The following is a 17,416-nucleotide window of genomic DNA, read 5'->3' as shown; positions in this document are numbered from 1 at the left end:
TTATTTCATCATTAGTGAATTTTAGCATAGATTGATAAGATCATAAAAGAAGTTGGGGATCTGATCCTGACTAGATTCCATAAAAGTCTTCATCTAAAATTTGCTCAATTGAAAAAGGACAAGTTAAAGGATATTCATTTTCTGCTGGTACGGTAATTCCAAATTTAGCAAGTTTACCTTCTTTTATTGCTAGTTTACGTCCATCGGGATAAGCTTTTTCTAATGCTTCCGCTAAATAACTTTTGAGAGATGGGGTATCTGTGAGATTATCGAGAACTCGCTGACGATGTTCCACAACGGAACTGTACCAACTTGCTTTCATTGTCTCTGGTACATCATGCTGGATTTTTAATTTGAGTAGGTGAGCTAAGAGAATTTTCAGATTACTTTTAAGAGCATTTTTTTCTGATTTACCCAAATCTATTAGCTCCTCAATCAAATGCTCAATATCCAGAGATGTAAACTCATGATTTTGTAACTGCTGAATCGTTTCCTCAATCCATAATTGCAAATCGCGATCGTACAGCGTGTTAGACATCTTTCAGATCCGCTCATTGAATAATTGTGTGTTTATATTATAATATTTTAGGGCATATATTTTATATATTCTCTCCATACAGAGGAAAGATGAAATAATTTTTCATCACTTTCTAATTTAGTTAATAAAAACCTTCTCGTTAATGATTGTAATCCGTTAATTATATCGGTTGATGATAATGACAAGGATTCTTTGAGATCATTTCTAGATATAGGTTGATCTTGTTGACTAATTTTTACCAGAATCTGTTTTTCTACATCTGTTAATTTCATCCAAGTTAAATCAAGTTGGGTTTTAATATCTTCTGTTAATATCAAACTTCTTTCTTGGATAAATTCAGAAACTTCACCCTGAAATACATCTTTAATTAAGATGCTGATATACTGTAAATATTTAGGATGAGTTTCATATAAGTTAATTAAGTCTAACCAAGCTTCCTGATTTTTCAATCCTTGATTTTTTAATATTTCTGTAGCTGCATCACCTAATCCTGATAATTCTAAACAATGACTTGGGTAAAGTTCACTGTCTAGAGATATCATTTCTTGGCATTTTTCCTGACTAATTAAAATGATAGAGCTTTGATGTTCAATTCCTGTAATCATTTGCAGGAATGTTTGATAATCTTGATGTTCAGGTTTATATCGTCCTGCATATTGTTGAGGTATAAAGATTTGTTCTAGGTTATCGAGAATAATTAAGCAGCGTTTTTGATTGAATAATTCTAAGGATTGTTTTAATAAGTTGTTGGTATTTATATCTTCGTTATTTACGTTTAATTCCGTGAGAATTTCTGCAAGGATAGAATTTAAGGAGTTAGATAGTTTAATATTTTTCCAGATAATTGCATCAAAGGTTATGGTGTGAGTATCAATGAAGTGTCTCACTAAGGTACTTTTACCAATACCTGAAATTCCTAAGATTGAAATTAACCGAGTATTAGGGTTTTCTATCCATTCAGATAGGGTTAATAGTTCGTTGGTGCGTCCGTAGAAATGAGTGAGTTTTGATGATTGTTGTAGATTGGTATAAGTTGTTTTTTGTTTAATTTTAGCTTCGTTATTAACTGCTTGTTTTTGAGTATCTGTATTGTTGGGACATAAATTAAAATGACTGTTTATACCTATTCCAATAACTTGTGATGAATTAAATGAATTAGCTAATCTTTCTATAGACCAACAAAAGTTAGATTTAGTAACATCTTCATTTAATTCTTTTCCCAGAATTTTATATAACTCACGGCTCACATTTCCAACATGATTTTCGCTTTCATAACCAAATTCATCAGCGATTTTACTATAAGTATCACCTTCCCAAATGCCTTTAACAGCACTTCTCTGTAAGTCGGTTAGGTGGTTTCCCGTGTGTTTAAAGACTAGCTCATCCACTACTTGTAACACTTCTGTAACAGTTATCATAACTAGGTCTAGTAACGCTTGTAGCTATTTTATCCTAGTCTGGTGTTAGAAAATCAAGGGTTTTTGACGTTTTGTATTTATATTTTTTTACAAAATTGGGTAGGAAATCAAGGGTTTTAGAGGGTTTGTATTTATATTGCCATAAGCTAGGTAATTTATCATCAGAGTGTAATCAAAAAGTTTTACCAAGTAATCAAATTAAAGTATATGGATTTGAGACACATACTCCAGAATTTACGAAAATACCTCTTTGGTGATCAAAAGGAGATAACGGAAGATAAATTTGAGAAAATACGTCAGATGATCAAGGATAGAGTAGATCATGAACCACCTCCTCGATTTGCTTTTATTGGTGAAACAGGGGTAGGAAAATCTTCTACACTGAATGCTTTATTTAATGCTGGTGTAGAAGTCAGTCACACAGAAGCTTGTACTCAAGCACCTAATTTAATAGAAATTCCTTTGAGTGAAGTTCAGGGAACAAAAGGATCATTAATTTTCTATGATATGCCAGGATTAGGAGAAAGTCGTTTAAAGCAGAAAGAACATATTGCTATTTATGAGAAAGTCTTAAAAGATGTTGATGTTGCTTTGTGGATTTTGGACGCACAAGATCGAGCGATCGCCTCAGTACAACAGTATTTAGAAACTGACCTTAAATCTATTGATCCGAGATTCTTAGAAAGAATGGTTATTGCTTTAAATAAAGTTGATTTAGTGCATCCTGGAGATTGGTATCCTTCAGCAAATATACCGAGTGACGAACAAGAAAAAAACATAAATGGCAGAATTAAGGATGTGGAAAATAAAATTCGAGAAGTCCTACCTAATTGGAGAGGAACAATTGTAGGTTATTCTGCTAACAAAAGATATAAATTACCTCAACTATTTGACGCAATGATGGACGCTGTACCCACAGAAAGACAGTGGGTTGTTGCTTCTCGTAAGTCTTTAGCTGATTTTTTAGAATTTGTTGATCCTCAATTATTACCTCCAGATAAAATACCACAAAAAGTTGTCAATCAACAAGCGCAATCATCAAAAATTTCTGATGTTGTAAACACTATGTCAGAGGAAGAGTTTGCTAAATTTGCGGGTAATAAAGCAGCATTTTTAGCATGGTTACAACAAAAAGAAAATTGATAATTAATTGAACTAAAAAATACTTAGGAGCATAGATAATTATGGATGATCCAAAGGAAATAGCTAAAATTAGAGCTAAACTAATCGAAGAAATAAAAGCTATGGATGCTGCTACACTAAAAACTAAATATAAAGGAGAGGCATCTTTAAGAAAATTTTTACGTGATTTATGTCTTAAATTGGCGGAAGGTATTGGTATAGGACTGGGAAAAGCTGCTCTTGAAAGTTTAATTCACTGTGGACTTACCTTATTTCATTAATTTAGAACATTAGTAAGTAGGTTGGGTTAAGGTAACGAAACTCAACTAACTAAAATTGAATCTAAATCCCAACTTACTCAGTTTTCCATTTCTAAGAATTTTAATCAACTATAAAAAATCGTTATTTATAAACATCTCCACGCGCACCAATAGCCGTAATCACATATAATTTATTAACTGTATCCTCAAAAAACAAAATCCTATATTTACCCACTCTTAAACGACTTTCTTCTCTACCCTTTAATGGTTTGATATCAAGATTTTCTGTTCCTGTAATTAAACCATCCAACGCACGAATAATTCTTACTTGATCTTCAACTCTTAATCGTTCAAGATATTTTTGGGCAGGTTTTAAAATAATATAATCAAGCAAAATCTTCTCCTAATAATTGACGCTTTAACTCCTGAGATGAAATTCCTTTATCCTTTCCTGTAAGATAATCTTGTAATGCAGATGCACTCATATCTAACAATTCATCATCTACATCTTCATCACTGTCATTAGTTTGTTGATCAGCAACATTCATTTTCTGAATAAACTCTAATACATAACTTAATTGTTCATCAGGAATGAGACTGATTTGTTTTAATATTTCTTGGCGAATAGTGGTAGAATTAGTCATAAGTAAAACTCCTATTTTTGGTTAAGTGACCATAACGTGAGCAAAATTATTATTAAGGTGAAACTTAATCCTGTTTGACATTTTCACCCTTTAAAATTTTTTCAACTAAAGATGGTTTATCTCCTTGTAATTGTTTAGCAAAAGTTTCTCCCTCTTCAATTTGCTGTCTAATTTCTTCTCTATGATCATGGTAATAGGTTAAAGCTGCATAAACATCTGCTAGAGTAATACTAGGATGTTGATAAATAATTTCATCCGGTGACATTCCCATCCTTTCATGCCAAATGACAATATCTTGAACCTTAATCCGATGTCCAGCAATGCGTGGTTTTCCTCCACAGACCCCTGGAGTAATAACTATGTGTTCTTTGCTAACAGAGATAGTAGTCATAAATTGTGATTTTCATTAAGTAAGATCATCTAATATTATATCACATTAAAATTATGTTTTTAAACTAAATTTTCTATTGCTTGTCTCTAGCTATGGTAAGGGTTTAGCAATGCTAAACCCCTACAGTATCTTTATTTTCAAAAAAATTGCTATAATTAAATAAAATTACTTAAAGATCCCACAGTATGTCTTCCATAGAAATCACACAGGCAATTAACAAAATATCAGAATTATTCCATTTAGCATTAAATGGAGAAGAAATTATTATTACCGAAAACCAGCAACCATTGTTAAAACTAACTTCACTTAAATCTAAATCTCAACGTCCTCCGTTATTTGGCACAGATAAAGATATCATTTCTATGTCTGATGATTTTGATGCACCATTAGAAGAATTTGAAGATTAACCATGCAAGTTTTATTAGATACTCATACACTTTTGTGGTTTTTTTCAGGCAATGAAAATATTAGCATAACTGCTAGAAATTTAGTTGAAGATACAAATAATCTCAAATATATAAGTGACGATATTCCGTTATCTTTTCCTGCAAGATAATTGTGCAATGCAGTAGCACTACATTATTTTTGCCCGAATTTCAGATATTATGATCTGTAACATGAACAATTAACAACGTTTTTCAGTCTTGGTTGAAAATAAACCCATCAGCAAAATTTAAGTTTGCCATTAAGATAATGAATGTTTTACTTGTATATCCGCTGTTTCCCAAAAGTTTTTGGTCATTTGAAAAAACCCTGGCTTTGCTAGATAGAAAGGCAATGTTACCACCTTTGGGTTTGGTGACAGTAGCGGCGATTTTACCCCAAGAATGGAATTTTAAGCTAGTAGACCGGAATATTCGCCAAATCACAGAAGCAGAATGGGCTTGGGCGGATTTGGTAATTTTATCAGCGATGATAGTTCAGAAAGAGGATTTGCTTGCACAGATTCAAGAAGCAAAACGCCGTGGTAAGCGTGTCGCAGTAGGTGGTCCTTACCCGACAGCATTACCCAGCGAAGTCACAGACGTGGGTGCAGATTATTTGATTTTGGATGAGGGAGAAATTACCTTACCTTTATTTATAGATGCGATTTCCCGTGGTGAGTCTTCAGGGATGTTTCGTTCTGGTGGTGAAAAGCCAGATGTTAGTACCACTCCCATTCCTCGCTTTGACTTGCTGGAATTTGATGCTTATGCGGAAATGTCGGTGCAGTTTTCCCGTGGTTGTCCCTTCCAGTGTGAATTCTGCGATATTATCGTCCTCTATGGTCGCAAACCCCGCACTAAAACACCAGCGCAACTCCTGGCAGAACTTGATTATCTTTACGAATTAGGTTGGCGACGTAGTATTTTCATGGTAGATGATAATTTCATCGGCAATAAACGCAACGTCAAATTATTCCTAAAAGAACTACAACCTTGGATGGTTGCACATCATTATCCTTTCTCCTTTGCAACAGAAGCTTCCGTTGATTTAGCCCAAGATCAAGAATTGATGGATGCAATGGTAAGGTGTAATTTCGGGTCTGTGTTCTTAGGAATTGAAACACCAGACGAAGAAAGTCTTGCTTTTACTCAAAAATTCCAAAATACGCGAGATTCCCTCAGCGAAGCGGTACATAAAATTACGCGTTCTGGGTTGCGAGTCATGGCAGGTTTTATCATTGGTTTTGATGGTGAAAAAACAGGTGCTGGGGGAAGAATTGTTAAATTTGTGGAACAGACATCAATTCCCACTGCTTTATTTAGTATGCTGCAAGCCTTACCTGATACAGCATTGTGGCATAGATTAGAAAAGGAAAACCGACTCCGCAGTAAATCTGCCAATATCAATCAAACCACATTGATGAATTTTATTCCTACACGTCCTTTAGCAGAAATTGCTAGTGAATATGTAGAAGCTTTTTGGGAACTATATGAACCATCAAGATTTTTAGATCGTGCTTATCGTCATTTCCGAATTTTAGGTGAAGCAACTTATCCAAAAAAAGGCAAAGGTGCAAAAAAACAAGTGAATTGGAAAGTATTGCGAGCGTTGTTGACTATTTGTTGGCGACAAGGTTTATTACGTAATACCCGTTGGCAATTTTGGCGCAATTTGTGGAATATGTACAAACATAATCCTGGTGGTATTAGTAGTTATTTATCTGTTTGCGCTCAAATTGAACATTTCTTAGAATATCGTCAAATTGTGCGGGATGAAATTGAGGCTCAAGTTGCTGAGTTTTTGGCAGCAGAAGCTAAGATAAAGCTGGAAGAACAAAAAGTACAAGTTTTAGTTTAGTTTCAATCAGAAAACTCCACACACTCACTTTGAGGTGTGGAGTTATAATCAAAAATTAAACAGTAAAGTAATTATTGGGTGTTAATGTTTCAGTAGTCACGGTATCTAGTTTTCCTAACAGCTGAACCACAAGATCACTATTGGCATTAAAACCAGTTAAACTATCATTAACTGACAGATAAGTTTTTTGATTCCAACCTAAGAATACCGCTTGATTGACATCTAATGCTTGATTTCCCACAGTGTTGGGGTCAACATCTGTGTAAGCTGCATTGATGGCTGCACTCAAGGTAGAATAATTACGTTTAGACAAAATGCCAGCATTGAATACGGCTGTGGGTAGATTATTTAGGAGAAAGCGATCGCCCTCTTCTGGGTTAAAATCAATAATTAGGTCAGTTTTTCCTAAAATTGAATCACTAAAGTCCTGATAGATCAAGAAATCTGCACCATTACCACCGGCGATAATATCTTTACCATGACCACCATTGATGCGATCGCTACCGTTGAGTCCCAAAATGATATCATTACCATTAAGTCCTGAAATCCTATCATCATCATTCCAACCGATAAGAACATCAAAACGATGAGAACCAATGATAGTTAAACCTGAAGGTGTATCTTCAACATCGTTAATGGTAACAGTCAATTCCTGTTCATAACTCAAATTACTTTGGTCAGTAGTCCGCACGCGAATACTGTAACTAGACTGAGACTCAAAATCTGGAGAAACATTCAACAGAAGTTGGTTATCGCTAATCGTAAATGCACCATTATCAATGCTTCCGTTTCCAGTCACTAAACTGTAAGTATGGGAATCATTCAAATTAGGATCAATAGTGGTGAAAGTCCCTACTAAAGTACCAACAGGAACATTTTCACTGACACTACTTTCACTGAGGTTAATGTTAGTGGGATTTTGAGCAGTGTAGAGATTCAATCCGACAATAACTGGGTCATGGTCAGAAGAACGGAATTGATTAGGATTATATAAACTGCTTTGCTGTCCTACGGATTTAAACTCAGTGTTATAGTCTAAAACATTTGGTTCATCGGCGTTAATATGCCATTTTTCCGCACCTGTCACCTGTGCTGCTAAACTGCCATTAGCTAAAGCATGATCCAAAGAACCCCACTGTCCATTAAAAACGTAAGAGTAAGTGGTATCAGCAAGGAGATTAGTAAATCCTGCATTTACCAGAGTTGTAATTGGATCTTCCTGAGCATAAGCATTGATATCACCTAAAATCAAGTAATCAGAGTCAGATGTACCTGTGGGATTTGTCGCTAACCATGCAGCTAAATCTTCAGAAGCGCGGGTACGAGTACCATTAGATAAACCTTGACCATCTCCCGCATCAGCATCTCCCACACCTCCAGCACTTGAACCTTTAGATTTAAAGTGATTAACAACTGCTGTAAATTCTTCACCAGTGGAGTTTTGTGAGAAAGTCTGCGCTAGGGGTTTGCGGTTATTATTATCAAATGCACCTTGACCGAAACCATTAGCTACTGTCACTGCTGAACCAATGGGAGTAACTTGGCCAGGTTTGTAAATCATCCCCACCGCAATTTCATCAGTTCCCAATTGGGAAATACCCGGATTGATAAAAGCATAAGTTCCCACACCAGCAATGTCATTGAGTCCATTAACTAAATCTTGAATTGCACTGGTAGAACCATAACCATCATTTTCTATTTCCATTAATCCGAGAACATCAGTCCCAGAGTTGATAATAGCTTGGATAATTTTGTCACGTTGACGTATAAATTCTGTGGAAGTATCAGCACCCCGTGAAGTGGGGAAACCACCACCAGTACCATTCCCATTAAAGAAGTTGAGAACGTTGAAACTCGCAACTTTCAGTGTACCACCTACATCCGGTGCTGTTTCTGGACGAGAATTAGCTGGTGTAAAGTTAACACCTGTGGAAGTTTGGATGCGATAACCTTCAAAACGCTGGTCCAAAACTCCAGTGATGCTAGATACTGTGTCACCACCGCGTAAGGTGTTAGATGCACTGAGAGGATTTCCACCACGACCGAATAAAATCGGGTCAGGGTTTTGTGTAGAACGACCATCATCAAGGATAATGCGACGTTTAGCAATCTCTTCTAAATAAGCAGCATACCCAGCTACACTAGGGGCATTAAATTGAGTATATTGTTCAAGTCTGCCATCAGTACCAGCTTGGTTACTAGCACCTGTTGCGGAAAGTACAACCTGGCCAAAACGACCTAATTGGAAATGTTCAGTAACTGTTAAATCACCAGTTCCCGCACTGACATTAACTAACATTCCTTCATAGCTTTCTAAATCTGCAACGCTAGTGACAGGAAACTGAATGTTAGTAATTGTGGGTAAGTTGTTAGCACCTAAATTTACAACATTGGTTAAACTCGAAAGTTGAGTTAAGCTGCTGCTAATACCGCTGCTGGTGCTGGTGAATTCTCCTACAGTTCCAGTGATGCGGACTTGATCCCCAACGTTACCAGAAAATAAGCCTGTAGGATCATAAACAAAGATTGCTTCTGAGGTTGTAGAGTCAGCATCTACATCTGCATCTTCTTCTTGGACATAAAAACCATTCAGTTGAGAAGCACCAAGAAAAGCACTAACAACGATCCCTTCTATGGTTTGAATTCCAGCAAAAGCAGCATTGAAAGTTGCACCATTACCTTGAATGTCATGGATTTTGGTAATGGCAAATTCATTATCTGTAACTGTAACATCAGCAGTAACATTAATAAAACCAGTTGCAGTTGCTGTAATGGTCACATTTTGAGAACCATCTACTAAAGCATCATCTACCGCATTGACTGCAAAGGTGGCGTTATTTTGTCCAGCAGCAATAATTACTGTGGTTGGAACTGTTGCTTCTGTGGTGTCGTTACTATTTAAAGTGACAGTCAAGGCGTTATTTGTATTACCTGTGCGAGTTACTGTACCGATGGCTGCATTAACTCCGGCACTTTCTGAAAAATTATTAGGAGTAACTGTTAAAGTCAGGATAGGTGTAGATTGTCCACCTCCTGCAATTGTATGACTACCTAATCCATCAAAGGTATTTTGTACAAAGCCATCCCATTCTAAGGTAGGATCAAAAGCATCATTGGGGTTAGTATCTCCAGCAATAATCGTAGATTTGCGGCGTATTGTATTATCTGCTGTACTAATTAATCCGCTTCCCCATTCACTACCGGGATCAACACCAACTTGACCAATTATATCAATTACATCACCATTTTTCCGCAATACAATTGCATCATCTCCATTAAAAAAGTTACTAGTAGATTGTTGATCTGTAACTGTTAAGATATCTGCCACAGCATCATTATCAGCCACAACGAATACATCACCATTAGCAACTGTCCCTGTTAAGTTAATGGTTGTTCCGGGAGTTGTGCTGCCGTTAAAATAGAATTCAAGCTTATAACCACTTGCTGCTAAATCTATCGCTGCACCTGTACCATTGAAAATTTCAATCGCTTTGTTGTTACTGCTACCTTCAACATATTCTGAAATAAACAGATCAGTAGGTAATGCCGTAGCTGATACATTAATATCATCAACCCCTATCCATTCATCATTTCCAGTTGCATTTGTAGTGATAATCCGCACCTGTACTTGGGCTTGATTTTCTGCTGCGGTTGGTAGTGTGGCATTGACTGTTGTCACCAGAGTTGCTAAACTTGGTCCCGTGCTGGCATCAGCGACAAAAGCCGCAGGAATGTTAATGAAATCACCTGTAGTACCGACGCGATACTGTAAAGCGACTTGCTGAGGAGCATTATCTGTAGATCCATCAATGTCCCGGAGGTTGTAAGATACATTGATATTTGTTACACCCAAGGTATTCAGATGAATCAACAGAAAGGGTGCATCCGCAGTACCTGAACCCTGAAGCGCAACTACTGGGTTAGCAATTTCAAATTCAGCAATTCCACCAGTATTAAATGTATTGGGATTGGTTTGGTTGACATTAACATCTACAGTTGTTTCATCAGCAATAACCGTTTGTGGATTTACATCATTTGCAGTTGTTAAACCATCTCCACGGTAGCCAATAATGCTAGGAATACCACTCCAATCATCATTAGTGCTGAGGAGGGTTATATCTGTCCAGTCTTGTGTTAATGAACCTGCGGACAATTCATGATATTGATTACCCATTTTCCTAAATCTCCAAATGTTTAATTATTTGCTTGGTCAAAAATGCAACTGATCTCTAGAACAGTTGATATTGAGATTACGTAATAAACAGAAATTCCAAATCGACAGGTTGAGAAATGTGGCTCATCAATGTTATGTTTATTGACAGCAAAACACTGACTACAAAAATTAGCTTTGCAGTCGCTAGATGTAATGTTCGCGTTATAATAAAATACGTAGCTTTGATTACGCACAGATGTTTTTCAGGATTGCGAAAAACAACCGTATTACTATTGGTCAGCCATAAACTTTTGTAACAATACCTAGTTTATCTCACCAATATTAAGGAAAAACTAGTAAATAGTTAAAGTAATGGTTAACATCATGTGTATTTATACTGTTTTCCCGTGAATATATGCTTACAAGAGTTATGTGGAAATACAGATGGTAGGACAATACCCTTAAAATAGTTATTACCACTCGCAATGATCGTGTTTTGATCATTCATTGGTATTTAATCACTACATTACTAAATATCCATCTTCCATTTTTACAATCCGATCTGCAATATCTAAAATCCGATGATCATGAGTAACTAGCAAAATTGTACAACCTTGTTCTTTTGCTAATTGCTGCATTAAATTAACCACATCTCTACCAGACTTACTATCTAATGCTGCTGTTGGTTCATCTGCTAAAACTAACTTGGGATGGTGAACTAATGCACGTGCGATCGCTACCCGTTGTTTCTGTCCCCCAGAAAGATTATCAGGATAATAATTCAATCTTTCTCCTAACCCCACTGTTGTTAACATTGCTGCTGCTTTTGCTTGTGCTTCTCGAAAGGAAATTGTATGATCATTCTCAAAAGGCATTTGCACATTTTGTTGAGCATTGAGAAAACCTAATAAATTATGTGCTTGAAAGATATAACCTATATTTCTTCGCACTTGTACCATTGCATTTTTACTAGCACCATATATTTCTTTACCTAATATTTTTAAACTTCCAGTTTGAATAGAACGCAAGCTACCAATTAAAGTCAGTAAGGTAGTTTTTCCTGAACCAGAGGGACCAGTCATGATGACAATTTCTCCTGGTTGAATTTCCAAATTAATATCAAACAGGATTTGTTTTTTTAATGTTCCTTCTCCGTAATAGTGATTGAGGTTAGATACGGAAATTGCTGGTAAGGTGTTCATGATTTCCTTTTTTTTAAGTTCATAATTTATGTGGTTTAAGTTTTTGTGGATGAAACGAACCGCAGAGACGCAGAGTCCGCAGAGAAATGAAAATTTGAGAGTTTTTTTGAGTAGGTTCTGTTTAGAAAACGTCAGCAGGATCAGCAGATTGTAATTTTTGCATTGCTATTAAAGCAGAAATTGAACACATCAAAGTTGTGAGAATAAAGATAAATATCGCTCTATCTACGGTCATTATTATTGGTAATAATGTTGCTTGACGAGTCATCAAATATAAACCTTGAGAAATTGCAAACCCAGGAATAAAACCGATAGCTGCTAAAATCAAAGCTTCCTGAAATACAACTACAAGTAAATAGTTATTTTTGAAGCCGATAGCTTTTAAAGTTGCATATTCTGGTAGGTGATCAGAAACATCACTATAGAGAATTTGATAAACAATAACCGCACCCACTACAAAGCCAATTATTGCACCTAAAGTAAAAGTAAATCCTACAGGTGTGCTAGTATTCCAAAAGCTTTTTTCTTGTGCCATAAATTCTTGTTTAGAAAGAACTTTTACATCATTGGGTAAATTAGCTTTTAAATTTCCTATAACCCAATTCACATCCACATTATCTTCTAATTTTATCAACCCAAAATCAATTAAACCTTGTTGTCTTCTTTGAGTACCAAAGAGACGTAAAAAATTCACATCGCTGGTAATAATATTCCCATTCACACCAAAGGAAGTTCCTAACCTGAATAAACCAACCACATTAATTTGACGATTGTTTAATTCTGTGGTAATTTTTTTATTGTTTTCAAATTGAGAAACAATCTTCCCAAACTCTTTACGCGCACCTCGATCAAATAAAACTGTATCTGGTTCTCTCAAATAGTTTAAATTCTCTTTTACTCCCGGTAAATTAACAACTTTCTCTTCGGGATTAAAACCAATAGCAAAAATTCTCCAAGTCTCTTGGTTATCAGGATTTTTCCAGGGAATAGAATCTAAATAAATCGGACTAACTGATTTTACTCCTGTAAAACCTAAAGCTTGATATAATCTTCTTTGAGAAAATTGATCAAGGGAAATTAAAGCTTTATATCGAGAACTAACTAAAACAATTTCACCTTCTAAACTGTTGTGTAATTGTACCGCACCATCAAATAAAGCTTCCCTAATTCCCAACTGCAAAAACATCAACACATCAGCAAAAGCAATTCCCGCAATTGCTACAGCCATTCTCGCTTTTTCTCGTGATAATTGCAACCAAGCTAAAGGTATTTTTCTTTTCCACATAAAAGCAATCCTAAATCATTTATAAAAATCTTTTTTCTTCTCTCTGCGTTCTCTGCGTCTCTGCGTGAGATAAAAAATGTAGTTCATTTATCTGAAAATTGCTGGCTGTAAATTAATCGCAACTTTTACTTTAGAATTAGTCAACCCATTGACTCGTTTACTAGATTCACTATCAAGTTTAATTTTCACTTCTACAACTCGTGCATCAATATCAGCCGCTGGATCAGTATTTAACACATCTTTTTTAGCAATTAATAAGCCAATATTATCAACTTTTCCTTTTAATTCTCCTGGTAAATTAAGTTGAGTAATAATTGCATTTTGTCCTAATTTTACACGATTAATATCATTTTCATACACTTCGGCAACTACATACATTTGATTGGTTTGACCAATTTCTACAATACCTTGATTACTAACTATTTCTCCTGAAAATGTATGAATTTTGAGAATTTGTCCATCTTTAGGAGAACGCACATAAGCTAAGTTTAAATCAGCCTCTGCTGTCTGTACAGATGCTTTGGTATTTTCGATTTCTGCAATTGCAGCTTGTACATCTGTAGGACGAACTTCTGCTATTCTGTTTAATGTCGCTTGCGCTTGTTTGAGTTTTTCTTTCAAGGTTTCTGATGTTTGGGACTGGTTAGCGATCGCTTCTCGCAAATTTGCTTGTGCTGTCTCTAAAGTTAACTTTTTAGTATCACGAATAGATGTAGAAACTGCGCCTTCTATTTGCAAAGTTTGATAACGTTGATATTCAAGTTCGGCATTTTTTACTGCGGCTTCTAAGCGTTTTACAGTTGCATTTCTCGCTGCACTTTCTTGACGTAATAATGCTTCTAATTCGGAAATTGTTGCTTTTTGTGCGTCAATTTCTCCTTGTTTTGCACCTGCTTTTACCTGCGCTAAATGCGATTCTGCAACTTTAACCTGTTGTTTGGCTTGGTTGAGTGCTGCTAAACGGCGATCGCTACTGTCTAAAATCGCTATTATTTGTCCTTTTTTCAGGCGATCGCCTTCTTTAACCAAAAGTTGCGCTACCCGGTTACTACCAGCCATCTGTGACACCGATACTTGAATTACTTCCCCTTGGGGTTCAATTCGTCCCAAAGCTGTCACTGCTTTGATTACAGGGCGATTATCAGCCGCTACAGTCGCTTTTTCATCAGGCTTGTTACCAGATAAAATGTATAATGAACCACCAATACTGATTAAACCTAATGCGATCGCACCTATCATCACTCGATTCGGATATCTGACAGGATGAAGATTTTGCATAGACCACCTTCAACAGTTAAATTTGCTGTATACAATTAATTAATAAAAATAAAGTTTATTCAACTTATTGTATACAAAATCCAGTGTAACCTGGAATAAATATCTGTCAAGTAGTCAAATCATTTATTTTATTTATGAGTTTGTCCCACGCCATCTTAACTTGTTTAATCGAAGCACCTCATAGCGGTTATGATCTTTCTAAAGTTTTTAGCGAATCAGTAAGTTATTTTTGGCACGCTTCCCAGCAGCAAATTTACAGAGAATTAGGAAAACTAGAAACCCAAGGTTTTATTGTTTCCGAAATCATTCCCCGTGAAGGCCGTTTAGATAAAAAAATCTATTCCATCACTGAACAGGGGAAGGAATATTTAATAGAATGGATGAAAAAACCTAGTGAACCAGATGTGATTAGAGAAGATATATTAGTTAAAATATTTTCTGGTAGTTTAGTACCAGTTAAAGTTTTAATTGCAGATGTAGAACGTCGTCACAGAAAACATCTAGATAAATTATCACAATATCGAAAAATTGAACAAGAACATTTTGAAAAAACAACAAAATTAACCCAACCAGAAAAGTTAAAATATCTGGTTTTAAAGGCGGGTATTCGTTGTGAATTAGAATGGATAGATTGGTGTAATGAAGCCTTAGAAATGCTCAAAGATTCACCAATAACATAAGGTATGGTGGGCAATTGCCCACCTTTTTTTATCTCATGGAAAGACCCAAAAAGAGGAAGTATTAAGAAATCAAACTGAAATCACTACTGCTGAGAGTGATGTCAGGATTACTTAAATAAGCAAACTCAAATACTGAAGCTGCACCCAAAACATTACCATTTTGGTTATAGAAAATACTGCCAGTTTCTTGACTATAAACAATGTGGGCATTACTAGCATCTACCAACCCATCATTGGCCACAACAGCAAAATTAGTTAACGCTTGTCCGACAGCATTAGTAATAGCATTGAATGTAGCTTTACTCAAAGCAATCTTGTCTTGTCCAACTGCAAAATCGGTGATCAAATCAACACCTAAATTAGCGTTAAAAACTCCATTACCTTGGAAAAGATATTGATCAGCACCAACTCCTCCTATGAGAATATCATCACCCAATCCTCCCCAGAGAGTATCATCTCCGGCTAAACCCTGTAGTTGGTCATTTCCATCACCACCAATGAGCAGGTTATTTAATGAATTACCTATGAGACGGTCATTTCCTGTACCACCCGTGGCATTTTCAACGACATTTTTAGCAGAGAGGATCAATTTCAGATTACTATTGACAGTCTGTGTAGTAGTTACACCAAGATTTGTTTTCACAGCAGCAGTAGTATCAGTAAAATCTAGAGTATCAATACCACCTGTTACCGTTTCTGTAATTCTGTCAGTTCCTAAAGGAGTATTGGCAACGAAAGCATAAGTATCATTACCATTTAAACCTGCAAGAGTATTATTGGCACTATTACCAATGAGAACATTATTACCAGCATTACCTCTACCATTAATAGCTTTTGCACCTGTGAGAGTCAGGTTTTCCACGTTTGCGGGTAAAGTAGTGGTAGCAGAAGCAATCAGAGTATCAGTAATGGTTGTGGTAGCGGTGGTTTTAGTTCCTAAGCTGGCATTAGTTGGAGAACTCAGCGCTAGAGTAAAGGTTTCATTCGCTTCATTATTATTATCATTGGTGATGGGGATATCTATAAATAAACTAGTAGTACCAGCGGCAAAGGTCAAAGTTCCTGTTTTGCTAGTATAGTCTGAACCGGCTGTAGCTGTACCATTACTGGTGGCATAGTTGACAGTCACAGTTTGGCTACTCGCAGCAGAAAGAGTGACATTATACCTGACGTTTTGTGGACTGGTAAGACCTTCGACTATGGTCTGGTCAGCACTGAGGTTAATGGTGATAGCCGAAGAAACATCATCATTAGTAATAATTCCCTTCACAGCAGTTGTCGTGCCAACGGTGTAACCTGTACCAGCAGCTAGGGTTAAAAGAACGGTTTCGTTATTTTCAACAGTGGTATCTGCTTTGGGGTCAATATTTAAAGTTGCGGTACTCGAACCAGCAGCAAAGGTGATGGTTTTTCCTGTTCCCGGTGTTGCACCTGTATAGTCGGTACTGTTAGCTGTTCCAGCAATTTTATAGTTGACAGTTAAGGCATTTGTTGTGCTGCCTGTGCGAGTGAAGGTGTAAACTAGGTTGGCTGTTCCATCTTCTGTGACGCTGGTAGGAGATACGGCTAGGGTAATCGTGGGATTGATAGTAGAATCATCATTAGTAATAGTTCCTGTCACCGCAGTGGTTGTACCAATGGTGTAACCTGTACCTGTGGCTAGAGTTAAAGCAACGGTTTCGTTAGATTCAACTGTGGTATCTGCTTTGGGGTCAATATTTAAAGTTGCGGTACTCGAACCAGCAGCAAAGGTGATGGTTTTTCCTGTTCCCGGTGTTGCACCTGTATAGTCGGTACTGTTAGCTGTTCCAGCAATTTTATAGTTGACGGTTAAGGCATTTGTTGTGCTTCCTGTGCGGGTGAAGGTGTAAACTAGGTTGGCTGTTCCATCTTCGGTGACGCTGGTTGGAGATAGGGCTAGGGTAATGCTGGGAAGAGTAACATTACCAATAGTGATGGTTTGATCGGAAAATTGTACTGTTTCAATGTCAAATAATGTATCTATACCATCACGATTAGATACTGAATCGGTAATTGTGAATACTCCTGCGTTATTGGTAATTTGATATTGGGAAAGAGTACCTGAATAAACAGCAGTATCACTTCCAACACCACCATAAAGGCTGTCATTACCAACACCACCTACTAACCTATCATCTCCC

General features: G+C 36.5%; 16 protein-coding genes. 6 read left to right on the top strand and 10 right to left on the bottom strand.

Going from position 1 to position 17,416, the window contains the following annotated elements; all coding sequences use genetic code 11:
* Positions 1 to 70: 70 nt before the first annotated feature.
* Positions 71 to 538 (bottom strand): DUF29 domain-containing protein, encoded by a 468-nt coding sequence (locus VB694_RS16995; protein ID WP_323361516.1) that lies wholly within the window; start codon positions 536 to 538, stop codon positions 71 to 73.
* A gap of 47 nt (positions 539 to 585) precedes the next feature.
* On the bottom strand, positions 586 to 1,956 hold the full coding sequence (locus VB694_RS16990; protein WP_323361515.1) for an NB-ARC domain-containing protein: 1,371 nt from the start codon (positions 1,954 to 1,956) through the stop codon (positions 586 to 588).
* A 207-nt stretch (positions 1,957 to 2,163) separates the two neighbouring features.
* On the opposite strand from VB694_RS16990, the gene VB694_RS16985 reads away from it, so the two are divergent.
* Both VB694_RS16985 and VB694_RS16980 read left to right on the top strand, forming a co-directional pair.
* Positions 2,164 to 3,099 (top strand): GTPase family protein, encoded by a 936-nt coding sequence (locus tag VB694_RS16985; RefSeq protein ID WP_323361514.1) that lies wholly within the window; start codon positions 2,164 to 2,166, stop codon positions 3,097 to 3,099.
* A 41-nt stretch (positions 3,100 to 3,140) separates the two neighbouring features.
* Positions 3,141 to 3,359, top strand: a complete 219-nt coding sequence (locus VB694_RS16980; RefSeq protein ID WP_323361513.1) for a hypothetical protein — start codon at positions 3,141 to 3,143, stop codon at positions 3,357 to 3,359.
* 121 nt (positions 3,360 to 3,480) lie between these two features.
* On the opposite strand, the gene VB694_RS16975 is transcribed toward VB694_RS16980, so the two are convergent.
* From VB694_RS16975 to VB694_RS16965, 3 genes are all read right to left on the bottom strand, one after another.
* Entirely contained in the window at positions 3,481 to 3,732 is a 252-nt protein-coding gene (locus tag VB694_RS16975; RefSeq protein ID WP_323361512.1) for a type II toxin-antitoxin system RelE family toxin, read from the bottom strand.
* A complete protein-coding gene (locus VB694_RS16970) occupies positions 3,725 to 3,982 on the bottom strand; it encodes a hypothetical protein (RefSeq protein WP_323361511.1) in 258 nt (85 codons plus the stop codon). The genes VB694_RS16975 and VB694_RS16970 overlap by 8 nt, the downstream gene beginning before the upstream one ends.
* Positions 3,983 to 4,046: 64 nt before the next feature.
* Positions 4,047 to 4,373, bottom strand: coding sequence for a DUF433 domain-containing protein (locus VB694_RS16965; RefSeq protein WP_323361510.1), 327 nt, complete (start codon positions 4,371 to 4,373; stop codon positions 4,047 to 4,049).
* Positions 4,374 to 4,558: 185 nt separating this feature from the next.
* On the opposite strand from VB694_RS16965, the gene VB694_RS16960 reads away from it, so the two are divergent.
* From VB694_RS16960 to VB694_RS16950, 3 genes are all read left to right on the top strand, one after another.
* Entirely contained in the window at positions 4,559 to 4,780 is a 222-nt protein-coding gene (locus tag VB694_RS16960; RefSeq protein WP_323361509.1) for a type II toxin-antitoxin system prevent-host-death family antitoxin, read from the top strand.
* A gap of 2 nt (positions 4,781 to 4,782) precedes the next feature.
* On the top strand, positions 4,783 to 4,929 hold the full coding sequence (locus tag VB694_RS16955; protein ID WP_323361508.1) for a hypothetical protein: 147 nt from the start codon (positions 4,783 to 4,785) through the stop codon (positions 4,927 to 4,929).
* A 137-nt stretch (positions 4,930 to 5,066) separates the two neighbouring features.
* A complete protein-coding gene (locus VB694_RS16950; RefSeq protein ID WP_323361507.1) occupies positions 5,067 to 6,656 on the top strand; it encodes a B12-binding domain-containing radical SAM protein in 1,590 nt (529 codons plus the stop codon).
* Between the two features lie 55 nt (positions 6,657 to 6,711).
* Here the strand turns inward: VB694_RS16950 and VB694_RS16945 are convergent, their stop codons facing one another.
* From VB694_RS16945 to VB694_RS16930, 4 genes are all read right to left on the bottom strand, one after another.
* A complete protein-coding gene (locus VB694_RS16945; RefSeq protein WP_323361506.1) occupies positions 6,712 to 10,830 on the bottom strand; it encodes an ExeM/NucH family extracellular endonuclease in 4,119 nt (1,372 codons plus the stop codon).
* A 500-nt stretch (positions 10,831 to 11,330) separates the two neighbouring features.
* Positions 11,331 to 12,011 (bottom strand): DevA family ABC transporter ATP-binding protein, encoded by a 681-nt coding sequence (locus VB694_RS16940; RefSeq protein WP_323361505.1) that lies wholly within the window; start codon positions 12,009 to 12,011, stop codon positions 11,331 to 11,333.
* 121 nt (positions 12,012 to 12,132) lie between these two features.
* On the bottom strand, positions 12,133 to 13,296 hold the full coding sequence (gene devC / locus VB694_RS16935; RefSeq protein ID WP_323361504.1) for an ABC transporter permease DevC: 1,164 nt from the start codon (positions 13,294 to 13,296) through the stop codon (positions 12,133 to 12,135).
* 87 nt (positions 13,297 to 13,383) lie between these two features.
* Positions 13,384 to 14,574 carry an ABC exporter membrane fusion protein gene (locus tag VB694_RS16930; protein ID WP_323361503.1) on the bottom strand — a complete coding sequence of 397 codons (1,191 nt, stop codon included), beginning with the start codon at positions 14,572 to 14,574 and terminating at the stop codon, positions 13,384 to 13,386.
* A 134-nt stretch (positions 14,575 to 14,708) separates the two neighbouring features.
* On the opposite strand from VB694_RS16930, the gene VB694_RS16925 reads away from it, so the two are divergent.
* Complete coding sequence (locus tag VB694_RS16925) at positions 14,709 to 15,254, top strand: PadR family transcriptional regulator (protein ID WP_323361502.1); 546 nt, start codon at positions 14,709 to 14,711, stop codon at positions 15,252 to 15,254.
* Positions 15,255 to 15,315: 61 nt separating this feature from the next.
* Here VB694_RS16925 and VB694_RS16920 read toward each other — a convergent pair.
* Positions 15,316 to 17,416: Calx-beta domain-containing protein (locus VB694_RS16920; RefSeq protein ID WP_323361501.1), on the bottom strand; the 2,101-nt coding region annotated here is incomplete at its 5' end.

Source organism: Anabaena sp. UHCC 0451 (assembly GCF_034931405.1).
Taxonomy (GTDB): domain Bacteria; phylum Cyanobacteriota; class Cyanobacteriia; order Cyanobacteriales; family Nostocaceae; genus RDYJ01.
This window is presented reverse-complemented; position numbering and strand designations above follow the sequence as displayed.